12 protein-coding genes are annotated in these 14,683 nt (G+C 37.8%); 5 read left to right on the plus strand and 7 right to left on the minus strand.

The features are described from left to right. Positions 1–20 precede the first annotated feature (20 nt). The gene (gene holA / locus ACWPKD_RS03875; RefSeq protein WP_455411364.1) at positions 21–1,025 is read right to left on the minus strand and encodes a DNA polymerase III subunit delta; all 1,005 of its coding nucleotides are present in this window, start codon (positions 1,023–1,025) and stop codon (positions 21–23) included. A 45-nt stretch (positions 1,026–1,070) separates the two neighbouring features. Between holA and ACWPKD_RS03880 the strand changes: the two genes are divergently transcribed. The 3 genes from ACWPKD_RS03880 to ACWPKD_RS03890 all read left to right on the plus strand — a co-directional run bounded on the left by ACWPKD_RS03880 (position 1,071) and on the right by ACWPKD_RS03890 (position 3,457). Next, entirely contained in the window at positions 1,071–1,520 is a 450-nt protein-coding gene (locus ACWPKD_RS03880) for a type I restriction enzyme HsdR N-terminal domain-containing protein (protein ID WP_455411365.1), read from the plus strand. A gap of 29 nt (positions 1,521–1,549) precedes the next feature. Further along, positions 1,550–2,545 carry a glycosyltransferase family 2 protein gene (locus tag ACWPKD_RS03885; protein ID WP_455411366.1) on the plus strand — a complete coding sequence of 332 codons (996 nt, stop codon included), beginning with the start codon at positions 1,550–1,552 and terminating at the stop codon, positions 2,543–2,545. Between the two features lie 78 nt (positions 2,546–2,623). Further along, entirely contained in the window at positions 2,624–3,457 is an 834-nt protein-coding gene (locus ACWPKD_RS03890) for an OmpA/MotB family protein (protein WP_455411367.1), read from the plus strand. Between the two features lie 106 nt (positions 3,458–3,563). Here ACWPKD_RS03890 and ACWPKD_RS03895 read toward each other — a convergent pair whose 3' ends face one another. The 4 genes from ACWPKD_RS03895 to ACWPKD_RS03910 form a co-directional block, all read right to left on the minus strand. Next, positions 3,564–4,184: an L-threonylcarbamoyladenylate synthase gene (locus ACWPKD_RS03895; protein ID WP_455411368.1), complete on the minus strand. Its 621-nt coding sequence runs from the start codon at positions 4,182–4,184 to the stop codon at positions 3,564–3,566. 249 nt (positions 4,185–4,433) lie between these two features. After that, positions 4,434–6,764 (minus strand): ATP-dependent helicase, encoded by a 2,331-nt coding sequence (locus ACWPKD_RS03900; RefSeq protein WP_455411369.1) that lies wholly within the window; start codon positions 6,762–6,764, stop codon positions 4,434–4,436. Between the two features lie 126 nt (positions 6,765–6,890). Continuing rightward, a complete protein-coding gene (locus ACWPKD_RS03905; protein WP_455411370.1) occupies positions 6,891–8,069 on the minus strand; it encodes a carboxypeptidase-like regulatory domain-containing protein in 1,179 nt (392 codons plus the stop codon). A 31-nt stretch (positions 8,070–8,100) separates the two neighbouring features. Continuing rightward, on the minus strand, positions 8,101–9,273 hold the full coding sequence (locus ACWPKD_RS03910) for a carboxypeptidase-like regulatory domain-containing protein (protein ID WP_455411371.1): 1,173 nt from the start codon (positions 9,271–9,273) through the stop codon (positions 8,101–8,103). A gap of 95 nt (positions 9,274–9,368) precedes the next feature. Between ACWPKD_RS03910 and ACWPKD_RS03915 the strand changes: the two genes are divergently transcribed. Continuing rightward, on the plus strand, positions 9,369–9,887 hold the full coding sequence (locus tag ACWPKD_RS03915; protein WP_455411372.1) for a DUF7935 family protein: 519 nt from the start codon (positions 9,369–9,371) through the stop codon (positions 9,885–9,887). A gap of 36 nt (positions 9,888–9,923) precedes the next feature. On the opposite strand, the gene ACWPKD_RS03920 is transcribed toward ACWPKD_RS03915, so the two are convergent. Together ACWPKD_RS03920 and ACWPKD_RS03925 are read right to left on the minus strand one after the other, a co-directional pair. Continuing rightward, positions 9,924–11,681 (minus strand): hypothetical protein, encoded by a 1,758-nt coding sequence (locus ACWPKD_RS03920; protein WP_455411373.1) that lies wholly within the window; start codon positions 11,679–11,681, stop codon positions 9,924–9,926. A gap of 69 nt (positions 11,682–11,750) precedes the next feature. Further along, positions 11,751–13,817 carry a M1 family metallopeptidase gene (locus ACWPKD_RS03925; RefSeq protein ID WP_455411374.1) on the minus strand — a complete coding sequence of 689 codons (2,067 nt, stop codon included), beginning with the start codon at positions 13,815–13,817 and terminating at the stop codon, positions 11,751–11,753. A gap of 104 nt (positions 13,818–13,921) precedes the next feature. Between ACWPKD_RS03925 and ACWPKD_RS03930 the strand changes: the two genes are divergently transcribed. Continuing rightward, entirely contained in the window at positions 13,922–14,656 is a 735-nt protein-coding gene (locus ACWPKD_RS03930; RefSeq protein WP_455411375.1) for a Dph6-related ATP pyrophosphatase, read from the plus strand. The last annotated feature ends 27 nt before the right edge of the window (positions 14,657–14,683 follow it).

Raw genomic sequence — 14,683 nt, forward strand, 5'->3', positions numbered from 1 at the left:
TTTTTTAAGGTTATTGAATACTAATTAAAAATCTTAACCAACATCTCTTTCAGAAGATCGTCTTCTTTTAAATTGTTGGCACCAACTCCTTTGCTTTTAACATCAATATCACGCAATGAACCTACGATAGCGCTTACTTTCTTCATTGGAAAATTTCTGGCCGCCGCTTCATAATCTTTAACGAAAAAAGGATTCACCTTTAAAGTTTTTGCAACATTCGCCTGGCTTTTATCTTTTAAACCGTGGTACTGCAATAATTGAGAAAAGAAACTGAATACAAGTCCGATAGTGAGTACAATTGGATTGTCTTTCGGGTTTTTGGCAAAATGATCGGCGATTTGGTACGCTTTAAGCTGATTCCTTTCCCCAATCGCTTTGCGCAATTCAAACGGATTGAAATCTTTACTGAAACCGATATTTTCTTCGATTATGGCCGGTGTAATAGTGTCGCCGGGCTTCAGAATTATGGCCAGTTTGTCTATTTCATTGGCGATTCGGCTTAAATCAGTACCCAAAAAATCTACAAACATTGCGGAAGCTTTAGGTTCAATATTCAGTTTCTTGCCTTGTAAAACCCTCGTAAGCCATGTGCCTACCTGATTTTCATACATTTTTTTGCTTTCAAAGACCAAACCGTTTTTCTCTAACACTTTGGTGACTTTCTTGCGTTTGTCAAGCGTTTTGTATTTGTAGCAAATAACCAAAACCGTGGATGGCTGTGGGTTCTCGGCATACGATTCAAGTTTATCAATTGTTCTCGACAATTCCTGGGCTTCTTTGACAATTACTACCTGCCTGTCGGCCATCATAGGAAATCGTTTGGCATTCCCAATCACTTCTTCGATGGAAACGTCACGTCCGTATAAAACCGTTTGGTTAAAATCCCTTTCATGTTCCTGAAGGATGTTATCTTCTATGTAATCCGCCAGTTTATCAATATAATAAGGCTCTTCCCCCATTAAAAAATAAATAGGTTTAATGTTACCGGCTTGTATATCCTTTATGATTCTTAGTACTTCGTCCAAAATTGGTTATTTGGTTATTTGGTTATTTGATGATAGCTTTGCTAAATGCAAAAACTGAATTTCCCTGCTTATTCCTTTCGGTTCAAAAATAGCGAAAATAAAGTCTTGATTTTTGACGAAATCCGTAAAAAGTTTGTGGTGCTTACTCCGGAAGAATGGGTACGTCAGCATGTGGTTCAGTTTCTTCTACTTGATAAAAAATATCCTAAATCATATATCAACGTTGAAAAATCCATTAAAATTAACGGTTTAATTAAACGATATGATGTTGTTGTTTTTCAACCAAATGGCTCTATATATTTATTAGTAGAATGCAAAGCCCCGGAAGTTAAGATTTCGCAAAATACCTTCGATCAGATTGCCCGCTACAACATGACTTTAGAAGCCAAATTTTTAATGGTGACCAACGGGCTAAATCATTATTTTTGCCAAATGGATTTCGAAAAGGAACAATATCAGTTTCTAAGAGAACTTCCGGATTTCATAACCAAATAAACAAATTACCGAATAACCAAATCATTACATTGAACAAGATAGCAGTTGTCATATTAAACTGGAACGGTGTAAAATTGCTTGAACAATTCTTACCATCTGTCCTGAAGCATTCAGAAGGTGCTACGATTTATGTGGCTGATAATGCTTCGACCGATACCTCTGTGGCTTATGTTACAGAGCACTTCCCTACTGTCAGGATTATTGAAAACAAGGGGAATTTTGGTTATGCCAAAGGTTATAACGAAGCGTTACGATTTGTTGAGGAAGATATTTATGCTTTGGTAAATTCCGATATTGAAGTGACGGAAAACTGGTTACAGCCAATCCTTTCCTTATTTGAAAAAGAACCGGAAACTGCCATTATTCAGCCTAAAATTCTCGATTTTAAAAACAAAGACTATTTCGAATATGCCGGTGCCGGCGGTGGTTTTATCGACAAATTCGGGTTTCCGTTCTGTCGCGGACGTATTTTCGAAACCATTGAAAAAGACAACGGACAATACAACGACATCACGCCTATTTTCTGGGCTTCCGGAGCCTGTTTCTTTATCCGTAAAGAAGCTTACCGGGAATTGGAAGGTTTCGACGCCGATTTCTTTGCACATCAGGAAGAAATTGATTTATGCTGGCGAGCTTTCAACAAAGGATATATTGCGAAATATTGCGGAACCTCAACGGTATATCACGTAGGTGGCGCTACACTGGACGCCGGAAATCCTAAAAAAACGTACCTGAATTTCCGTAATTCCCTTTGGATGCTGTTAAAAAATCTGCCTAAAGGGCAATTATTTCCGGTACTTTTTATCCGTTTGGTTTTAGACGGAATTGCCGGTTTACGTTTTTTAACACAGGGAAGACCAAAACATTTATGGGCGGTTTTGACCTCTCATTTTTCGTTTTACTATCACATTTTCAAGTTTTTAGGCAAACGAAACCATCATCAGGGCAAAAATTACTTCAGACTAAATTCCATTGTTTATCGTTACTTTGTAAAAAGCGGTAAGATTTTTGATGTTAATTTTTAACATTAGTTTATCGTTTAAAACTATTTAACCCTTACAGAACTTAGTAACTTTGTATCTTATTTATCAAAATCATTACTCATGAGACGATTATTTATTATCCTTTCAGCCGTAGCAATTACATTAACTTCTTGCGGAAGCAAAAAGAAAATTGCCGAATTAGAAGCCAAAAACAAAGAAATTCAGGATTTGCTTAACACCTGTACTGTTAAACTGAACTCTTGCTTAACAGAGAAAGAGGCTTTGAGCAGCCAGAACGAATATCTTAAAAAGAACAATTCCGACTTAATTAACAGCTCTAAAGAACTTACCGTTTTAACAACAAAAGGCGCTCAAAACCTTGAAAAATCATTAGAGAGTTTAAAAGAAAAAGACTTAAAAATCTCTCGCCTTCAGGATGCTTTAACCAAAAAAGACAGTGTTACCTTAGCTTTGGTGACCAGTTTAAAACGCGAAGTAGGTATTGACGATCCGGACATCAACATCAATGTGGAAAAAGGTGTTGTAATGATTTCTATTGCAGACAATCTTTTATTCAAATCCGGAAGTTATGAAGTAAGTGACCGCGCTAAAGGTGTTTTAAGCAAAGTTGCTAAAGTAATCAACAGCAAACCTGACTTTGAATGCATGGTGGAAGGTCATACCGATAATGTGCCGATTAAAAATGCAGTATTGTTAGACAACTGGGATTTATCCGTAAAACGTGCTACTTCTATTGTACGTGTTTTACAGAAAGACTTAGGCGTAAACCCTAAACAGTTGATTCCGGCGGGAAGAAGTTACTATATTCCTTTAGCCGATAACGATTCTCCGGCCAACAGAGCTAAAAACAGAAGAACGCGAATCATCATCATGCCGAAAATAGATCAGTTCTATGATATGATTGAGAAAGAGATGAAGGGCTTGAGTAAATAATCAGTTTGCAGTCGCAGTTTTTCAGAAAGAATATACTAATAAAAAAGCGCCTTGATAATTCAAGGCGCTTTTTTATTATACCATTTACTGCGACTGTGACTGAAAACTATAGAATATCCAAACTTCCTTTTCCTTCACGGACAACAACAGGTTCTCCTTCGGATAAATCAATTATCGTGGATGCATGATTGTCTCCATATCCGCCATCGATAACCAAGTCTACAAGATTCTGCCATTTCTCGAAAATTAATTCGGGATCGGTGGTATACTCAATTACCTCATCTTCATCGTGAATGGATGTGGAAACAATCGGGTTGCCTAACTGACGTACTATTTCCAATGCAATATTGTTATCCGGCACACGAATACCAACAGTCGTTTTCTTTTTGAATTCTTTCGGAAGATTATTGTTCCCCGGCAAGATGAACGTATAAGGCCCCGGTAAAGCTCTTTTAAGAATTTTAAAGGTAGAAGTATCAATCTGCTTCACATAATCGGAAAGGTTGCTTAAATCGTGGCAAACGAAGGAAAAATTGGCTTTCTCCAACTTCACTCCTTTTATCTTAGCAATTCGCTCCAGCGCTTTCGTATTGGTAATATCGCAGCCCAGACCATAAACCGTATCTGTCGGATAAATGATTAAACCACCATCACGAAGTACTTTTATCACTTTAGCGATTTCCTTTTCGTTTGGGTTTTCGGGATATATTTTAATGAATTGTGCCATATTCTAAAGTTACAAACTATTTTCTTAAATATTTATCTTCAATGTTCGATAAATATCGTTTACCGTCTTTACTGAAAGCCCAAACGTTGGATACTTCTCTCAGTTTAGGTAAAACTTCATCTTTTCTGATTTTTATCTTTTGACGAACAACTCTCCTAAGTTTTCTGTTTGCAAATCTTTTCTCTTCCTTTTCTGTTTTTGCAAAAGTATATCCGAATATTTTTGTTTTTCTGAATGACCTGCTCATCATTACCCTATAACATCCAACTTAGCAAAACGTAGCAAAAGTTTCTTAATACCTCCTACATCAAACTTAATTTCCGCTTTCTTATCGGCTCCTGCTCCTTCCAGATTAAGGATTTGTCCTTTTCCAAAACGTTCGTGCATCACAATATTGCCAACAGTTAAATTCGAATCAAACAAATTCGTTTTACTGTTTGGAGAAGAACCTGAAACCGGCTTTAATCTTCTGATGTCTAAATTAGGCTTCGGCTCATTATCCGTAATATATTTTGGAGGTGTTCCGGCAACCGGTTTAGACAAACGCAATTTCGATTTATCCACATCACCAAAAATATCGGCATTGATCATTGGTTTGTAGCGGTAATTGGTTTCTACCGGTGTAAGATATTCCAGATACTGCGGATCGATTTCTTCTATAAAACGGGAAGGTTCGCTGTCAACCAGTTTCCCCCAACGGTAACGCGATTGCGCATAGGTTAAATACGCCTGATGTTCCGCACGGGTAAGCGCTACGTAAAACAAACGGCGTTCTTCTTCCAGCTCGCTTCGGGTATTCATACTCATGGCACTTGGGAATAAATCTTCTTCCATACCAACGATGAAAACCGTCGGGAATTCCAAACCTTTAGCCAGGTGAATGGTCATTAATGCTACGCGGTCGTCGTCTCCGGTATCGTTATCCAAATCGGTGGCTAAGGCTACGTCTTCAAGGAATTCTGCTAAAGCTCCTCTTGCGCCGTCGACTTCTTTTTGTCCTTCGGTGAAATCTTTGATACCGTTCAGTAATTCTTCAATATTTTCCAAACGGGCGATTCCTTCCGGCGTACCGTCTTTCTTCAGCTCCTGAATTAAACCGGTTTTCTTGGTAACGTGATCGGTTAAAAAGAAAGCGTCCTGATTCTCATTGATAATCTGGAAACTCTTGATCATCGTAACGAAATCCTGCAACTTGTTTTTGGTACCGGCATTCAGTTTTAAATCGATTTTCTCAATATGTTCCATCACTTCAAAAATGGAACGCTTGTAATGATTCGCCGCTACCGTTAATTTTTCAATGGTCGAATTACCAATCCCTCTTGCCGGATAATTGATAACACGTACCAAGGCTTCTTCATCTTTCGGATTGATAACCAATCGCAGGTAACACAAAACGTCTTTAATCTCCTTACGCTGATAGAACGACAAACCACCGTAAATCCTGTACGGAATGTCGCGCTTACGCAAAGCATCTTCTATGGCACGGGATTGGGCATTGGTTCTGTATAAAACCGCGAATTGACCGTTGTGCATCTGCTGTTGCATCTTTTCTTCAAAAATGGTTGATGCAATGAAACGGCCTTCTTCCCCATCGGTCAGGCTTCGGTGTATTTTGATCTTTGGTCCGAAATCGTTTGCGGTCCAAACTACTTTTTCAAGCTTTACTTTATTTTTATCGATAATAGTATTTGCTGCTTCTACAATGTTTTTGGTCGAACGGTAATTCTGCTCCAGTCGATAGGTCTGTACGCCTTCGTAATCCTTCTGAAAATTCAGGATGTTATTGATGTTCGCCCCTCGGAAAGCATAAATACTCTGCGCATCATCCCCTACCACACAAATGTTCTGAAAACGATCCGACAAGGCACGGACAATCAGGTATTGCGAATGGTTCGTATCCTGATACTCATCTACCAATATGTATCGGAAACGGTCCTGGTATTTCGCTAAAACATCCGGAAAACGATTTAACAGTTCATTGGTCTTCAATAACAAATCATCGAAATCCATCGCGCCGGATTTGAAACAACGCTCTACATAATTCTGATAAATTTCCCCCATACGTGGCTTTTTGCTCATCGCATCGGCTTCAATAAGTTCCGGATTGTTTAAATAGGCTCTTACGGTAATCAGACTGTTTTTATACGATGATATCCTTCCGAAAACCTGCTTCGGTTTGTAGATATCCTTATCCAACTGCATTTCCTTGATAATCTGGCCAATCAAACGCACGGAATCCTGAGAATCATAAATGGTAAAATTGCTCGGGTATCCCAATTTATCGGCTTCAATACGCAGAATCTTCGCAAATACCGAGTGGAAGGTTCCCATCCAAAGGTTCTTGGCTTCGGCGCCTACGATATCGGTAATACGCTTTTTCATTTCACGGGCCGCTTTGTTGGTAAACGTTAGTGAAAGGATGTTGAACGCATCGACACCTAAATGAATTAAATTGGCAATACGAACGGTAAGTACACGCGTTTTTCCGGAACCGGCACCCGCAATTACTATCATGGGGCCGTCTTTCTGTAAAACCGGCGCGCGCTGTGCCTCGTTAAGCTGGTTAATTATCTGCTGCATTTGATCTTTTGTCGCCACTCCTGAAATATCTGATTAACTTATGTTACTGAATTCGAATGGACAAAAATAACCATAAAAAAAAGACATTCAAGTTTTGAATGCCTTTATGTATAGAATTGTTGATAATTATGATTTCGTTCTCAGTTTTTCGATAACCTGCTGTTCTTCTGCGGTTGGTGTAAGTCCGGAATCGAATTCCCAATAATTGGTTTTTATATTGTTTTCCCGCTTGACCAACAAGCCTTTTCGCATAACCTGTTTCTTATCGTAAGTAAACGTTTCATCCGAAGCATTTGTCACGATTAAAGCGTTTTTAGCTTCCATATCGTAATTGATTTTTCGCTTGTTCCAGAATTTGAAATGTGCATCAACCAAAGTGCTGGAAAGGAAATATTTGCCATTCTCAAACCTGAAATTGGCTTTAAAAGTATTCTTTTTGATCAATACTCTTGCAATCAGCAAATTCACTTCTTTTGAATACTGTAAGTGAGAATCGGCTATTTTATAATCGATGGCAAGAATTACTTTTTTGTTGATGTCGTAGGCCACTTTAATTTCATAAAGCAATTCCGCTACTTCTTTTTTAGGAGTGATATGGATGACATACATGTTTTCGTTTGACGGATTGCTCTTGATTTCAAAATCATAGTTTTCCGTACTGCTTTTATTGCAGAATTTTTTCAATACACCGAATTCGTATGTTTTTTCAATTATATCATCCAGTCTGAAACCAATAAGCATTTCAGAGGTATTATCTTCTTCATTCAGTCCGTAAGAACGGTTTTGAAGCGCAATGGCATCAACATCGATATTCTTCGGTTTACCCTTTATGTGCAAATCAACCAAACCATCAGTAAAACGGGTATATTTTCCATGATTCTTTACAAACTCACGGCAATAGGTATTCAAATGAATCGGATTGGACAAATGCAATCTTGAGTTTTCGACCAAAGCAGCCAATACTTCATAAATAGGAGTTTTGGAAATGATCATTTCCTCCATCGTTACATCATTCACTTCCATATAAACGGTATTCACTCCCGGCTTTAATTCGCCTGAAGAAATAACCATTGCTTTATAGGTTAAATGGGTAATCAGGATTTCTGAAGGAGAAGCAATCGTCAGTTTAAAAAGTCCTTCTTCATTACTAACGGCTCCCTGATTGGAATTCTTCACACTAACGGAAGCACCGAAAATAGCTTCTTTAGTAGCGGCATTTTTAAGGATTACTTCAATATTTTTCTCCTGGGCTTGTAGATTGCTTACACACAAGAACATCGTAAGCAAAAAGAAACAGTATTTCATTTATGTTTATTTTCGCACAAATAAATACTTTTTACAGCTTATCGGCAAGACTTTCAATAATTTTCTTTTCTTCATCGGTAGGTGTCAGTCCGGAATCAAACTCCCAGTAGTTGGTTAAAACAGTATTCTCTTTGTTGAAAAGCGATTTGTCTTTATAAACATCTGTTTTATCGTAAGGCACCGGTTTGTTGCTGTAATTGGTTACCACAAGACTGTTTTTAACCTCTATGCGTTCATCCGCTCTTTTCTTGTTGCTGATGATAAAACCGATTTCCTCTTTTGAATTGGACAGATAATAATTTTCACCGTCAAATTTATAAGTGGCACTGAAAACCGAGGTAAACACTTTTCCTTTGATCACAACAAAATCGGTTACGCCTTTAAAATCATAGCGTTCCGTTAATACAGACGAATTGATTTCAATGATTACATTTTTCTTATAATCATATAACACAAAATAATCCGGTAGGTATTCATCAATTCCTGCAACCGGGCGGATGTTCATCATGTAATAATCTTCATTACCGGGAAAAGTTTTGATTTCGTATTCGTATTTTTTCTTGGAATACGCCTCCATTACTTTCTCCAGATACTTGAATTCGTAATAGTTATGAATCAGATCGTTTAAATTATACCCCAAAATATCTTTATAAACGATATCTTCTGTTAAACCATAGAAACGGTTCTGCTCTACAAGGATATCAGCTTTAATGTTTTTATGGGAACCCTGAACATAGAAATTAAGCAATCCGTCGTTGAAAGAAGTATACTTATTGTTGCTTTTGAAAAATTCCCTAACATAAATTTTCAGATTGATGGGAACGGAAAGTTTCTGCGAGGAATTTTCCACCAGCTTTTTAAGGATTTCCTGCGGATGGTTTTTGGTGATGATAATTTCTTCCAATGTTTTTGTACTACTTTCCAGATAAATGATATTCTCTTTCAGCTTTAAAGCACTGGAATTCACCGTCAAGGTTTTATAAGAAGTGTGGGAAATCTGTATTTTGGAAGGTTTATCAAGTGAAATCCTGAAAATACCTTCTTCGTTACTTACCAAACCCTGGTTGGTATTCAACACTGTAATGGTAGCTCCCTCAACAGGCAGATTGGTCTGGTAATCTTTTAACAGTACTGTTATCTCTGTATTTTGCGAAAAAACGCTTAAAGAAAACAACAGTAAAAAAGTAAGTAATAGTTTATTCATACACCTTACAGGTTAATTGAAAAATATGTAAAGCCTATTGAACTTATGATTAAAAATACTAATAATATTTTACATTTGCATAAACTTGATCAAAAATGGACTATACAAAGCTTATTGATATTGCCGCCTACACGCTGCCTTCTTTGGTAACCGGAGCGGTTGCTTATTATTTTTTTAATGGTTTTATAAAGAACGAAAAAAGCCGAAGACGCTACCTGCTGCACAAAGAAGCACAGAAAAACTCGTTACCGCTTCGCTTACATGCCTACGAGCGTATGGCTTTGTTTTTAGAGCGAATCAACCTCGGGAAATTGTTGGTTCGTATTTCGCCGATTTCCTCTGAAGCTAAAGATTACGAAAGTCTTTTGATTCATACGATCGAACAGGAATTTGAACACAACTTAACCCAACAGGTTTATGTAAGTGATGAATGTTGGGGTGTTATCTTAACCGCAAAAAACACCATCATCCAAACCATACGTAAAAATGCCATCACAGCTGAAAATGCAGACAAACTGCGCGAACAGATTCTAACCGAAATGGTGGAAAAACAATCGCCAACTGTTTTAGCACTTTCTTATCTAAAGAACGAAATAACCGAAATCATTGGATAAATTTAAAGCCCTGAAATTTCAGGGCTTTTTTTATTGCTAATTATCTCTGATTACGTGAGCTACACCATTTATAGTGTGAACTACACCTGCCCCATCATTATAAGTACCGTTGAATGTCATATCGATGTATTGGCCAACTGCACCAAAAGCACTTAAATTAAAAGAAACAGTGTTTGTTACACCATTTGTTATAACACCAACATGCTGTCCTTCAATTGAAAACTCATTTGTGGTGTAAATCCCAGGTGTATTGGTACTTCCCCAAATATAAATGGCTCCATTCTGACTTGATCCGTTGACGCTCATCCCTCCTGGTAGCCCGTTTGCTCCTATACTACCATTCAGATTTTCTAAAATCAGTACGGTATTTCCATTATCAACCTGATACGAAATGAATTCCGTTACCGCGGTACAAGCCGTCAGATTACCAATATTCGTTACAGGTGCCGTGAACGTATAATTTATGGAACCGGTCGTTTGAAGGTTATCATAATCGACTCCTTTTAAGGTAAAACCTGTATCATTATTGCAATAAACTGTATTAAAAGTAAAGGCTCCATTGCTTACCGGACAAAAAGCGGATGAATTACCGGTTCTGCTCATCATTACATAACCGTTTGTCACATTGGAATTATCACATTTCTTTAATACCCCAACCACCTGAGTATTAAATACGGTAGTGGAATTATTTAGAACAATTGTCGGTAAGACAGTATTGGAACTAAACGGCCCAATGTTTGCACTGTATACACTACATTGCCCAAATGCTTCAAAAATATTCAGGGTTAACACTTCATTTGAAGGTACTAATCCGGAGACATGTCCGTTATTATCTGTAAAACCAGCGGTACTGATAGAACCAAAACTGGCAGTTCTCACAATTTGAACAGCAACATTTGAAACAGGATTACCATTAGGATCCGTAACATTTACGGTTAAATTAACCACAGGAAACTGAGCATCACAATTCCACCAAGAAAAATGCGAAACAGCTCCTACATAGAGATTCCCGACTTTTTGAGCACTTCCTTCTTCTTTCCAGTAACCGTTTACCTCATCAAAATGCCATAACGGAATAGTACTTGGAGCGGTTGCCAACTGAGCATTATCAATAGGCATTCTGATTTGCGCCACGTGTCCGTTGGCAAGCTGTAATTTCTGACCTCCTGTTCCTTTCAGTTCGACATTCATCATACCGTAAGTTTCCAGAAGTCTTTCATTACCATTTTGGTCTTCGGCATATAACATTCCTGGCATTAAACTGCTCAGATTATCATCGAAAGCTTCCAAATGGTACATCGATACCTGAACCGAACCGGAATACGCTACGCCGTTTTCATCCTGAAAAGCACCGTCGAAATTTACTTTCGTACCGTTTGGCAATACTACTTCACTAGCCTCTCCTGATTGAACGGTCTGAACCGGCGCATTGGAAATCATCATAATTTTTACGTTGTTCTTCCCGGAAGTCGGAACCATGGCTCTTGAACCATCAATAAATCCGGATTTTTTTGCCGTGATATAAGCAAATTTCTCGTAGACAACGGCACTGTATATAATAAAAACACCGTTAACATCGGTTTGTACTGTCGATGTTCCGATTTTTACCGTAGCGCCCTGAATCGGCTGATTGCTTTCATCCACAACCTGACCGATAAAATCGCGGGAAACCTGATTACCAAAGTTTTGTGAAAATTCAGAAGGGTTATCGACTGAAACATCATCGTTCTGATTACAGCTTATTACAATAAGGCTAAGTAACAGCAGTGCAAATTGCCAAAAGTTCTTTTTCATAAATGAAGATATCTGTTATAATTAAAGATGGTAAAAATCCCTTTTAGTTGCGTTAAAACCTCAAAATTCTTACAACAATCCCTGCAATTGTAATTTCTCGTTATCGGGCAATTTCGGAAGCAATTCCTGAAAATATTTCTTAAAGACTTCCTGCTTGGCAAGTTCGCGGATTTTATCCCTTGCAAATTTTGTAAACTGCCATTTATGATGCACTAATGCGTTTACCAGATTCGGCAACACATTCTGATCCATTTTATTCAAAAACAGAAGATTTACAATCGCATACTGACGGGTGCCTGCTTCATACCTGGAAGTCGAATACCCCAAAAGCTCATCGTAAAAATTAACTTTTTTATCCTTTTCATAATCCTTGGTAGCTAAAGCCAAAGTCAGCCAGGTTATCCTTAAGTTTCGGTCATTAAGTCCTATCCAACTATTTGTTTTATTGAGTAAATCGATCCGCTCATCCGGAAATTGCACCCATAAACTTTTAAGCACAATTTCTTTAGTAACATAGGAATTGTCGCTTAACATCGATTTGAATTCTTCTTTAAAATCTACTGGGATTTGTTTTAATGTTGCTGCCAAAGCCTGTCTGACTTTGAGGTTACCCGTTTGCATGGCCAGACGAAGCAAGTCTTTCTTTTCTTCAAAGGGAACTTCCTGCAATTGTAAAACCACTTCTTCTTTCAACGGTTCAAAAGCATCCGATTTTAAGATGGCCTCCAGCTGGGTTTTCTTTTCGGATAATGGTTTTTCATATTGCTCTGTTAAGGAAAGATAATCCGATATGAACTTATTTTTTTTCAGAATACCAATCGCTTCCTGAATTTCAAAACCTGGTTTTTCCAGCCACGTTTTCTTAAAAGCTTCAGTATCGAATTTTGAAACTTTCTTAATTTCATTAAGAAAATCGTCGGTCTTTACATTTTTAAATCCGTATTGGTTCAGATAGCTTTTAACCGCTTTTCTGAAATTATCTTCACCAATGTTTTCCCTCAGGTAATGCAACGCCCAGGCGCCTTTTTCATAAAAAGTCAAAGAGCTCGCCTTTCCGTTCATAAGCGGGATGGTATCTGTTTTGGAAGCTTGTTGTAAAGCAGTGGCCGTTTGGTACAATTCATAATTAAAATGATCTTCCCCGAAGAGTTTTTTCTCAGCCAATAAAGCATAATAGGTAGCAAAACCTTCCTGCAGCCAGTGATGTTTACCGGATTCTTCCGTAATTAAATCCCCGAACCATTGATGTGCCAGTTCATGGGCATTAATCCTGATATAGTTTCGGTCGTTATAACCAATCTCATCTACCACATAGTCCTGAGCAAAAAGTGTCGAAGATGTGTTCTCCATTCCTAAATACAAAAAATCCATCACCGGTGTCTGACGATACACTTCCCAGGGATATTTTACCCCGATTTCCGTTTCTAAGAAATCAAATATCTCTTTGGAATATTTATAAGTAGCTCCAAATTTGTCTTTGTCTTCTTCCCTCAGATAAAATTCCAACGGAGTACCTGTAGATGAAGTTTCCTTTTGATGGACAAATTTCCCGATGGCAAGCATCACCAAGTAGGAGCTCATTGGTTTTTGCATCTTATATTCCCAAGTTTTCAGATTTCCTTTTGAATTGCTGCTTGTTCCCTTCAAAACACCATTTGACAGTACGGTATAATCGTTTCTGTATTCAACTGAAATATCAAAAACCACTTTCTCATTCATATCGTCGAAACTCGGCAACCAATGCGATGTATACTTCCCTTGTCCTTGTGTCCAGATTTGTCCTGCGCCTGTGGAAGGCTCACCAACAAAATACATAGTTTGCCTTGGTTTTGCAGCGTACCTAAACTCCAGCTTATTTTTCCCTTTCTTAAAACCTTTATACAGATTAAGCGACTTTCCGGAGTTTTTAAAAACAACCGATTTCCCGTTAATCTTTACTTCCGAGAATTCCATTTTTATGGCGTCGATCCTAATGGTATCAATTTTTGATTTCACGACAAAGTCATACGTTACTTTCCCACGGATTGACTTTTCAGCTGCATTTGGATCAAGTTGAGCCTGCATCGTTGTAAAATCAACTTTCTTGGTTTGCTGGGCAAAAACGAATGTAGAGAGTAGAAGGAAAAAATATTTCATGTTTTACAAATCAGTACTTCAAAAATACAAACTAATACACACAAAAAACTTATATGACTTATATGTTTTAAATAGTTTGTAAGTTTACACTCAAATTAATTTTCGTGAAAACAAAAGCCATTTTCAACTGGAGCAGCGGTAAAGATTCGGCTCTGGCATTATATAAAACACTACAAAACCCTGATATTGAAATTGTTTCGCTTTTAACGAGTGTAAACAAACAATACAACCGTATTTCCATGCATGGTGTCCGTGCAGAATTACTGGAACAACAAGCCGAAAGCATTGGCTTACCGCTTCATAAAATGGAAATTCCCGAAATGCCTACCATGGAAGTTTACGAAGACGTGATGCGACAAACCCTGAAACAATACACAGATAAAGGCGTTACACACTCCATTTTCGGTGATATTTTCCTGGAGGATTTACGCAAATACCGTGAAGACAAATTAGCCGAAATGCAACTCAAAGGTATCTTTCCACTTTGGAAAACAGACACTAAAGATTTAATCAGAGAGTTTTTAGATTTGGGCTTTAAAACCATTGTAACCTGTGTTAACGAGCGCAATCTGGATAAAAGTTTTGTCGGAAGAATCATCGACGAACAATTCATTAATGATTTACCCGATACGGTAGATGTTTGCGGGGAAAATGGTGAATTCCATACCTTCACCTTTGATGGCCCGATTTTCTCCAAACCCATCGATTTCGAAATTGGTGAAATCGTGTACCGCAAATACGAAAAACCTAAAACGGATTCCTCAAATACTGCCTGCGATACCAACGATTCCGATGCTTTTAATTACGGATTCTGGTACTGTGATTTGATTCCGAAATAGAAATCATTTCAAAATTATATTTTATAT

Source organism: Flavobacterium pedocola (assembly GCF_053764385.1).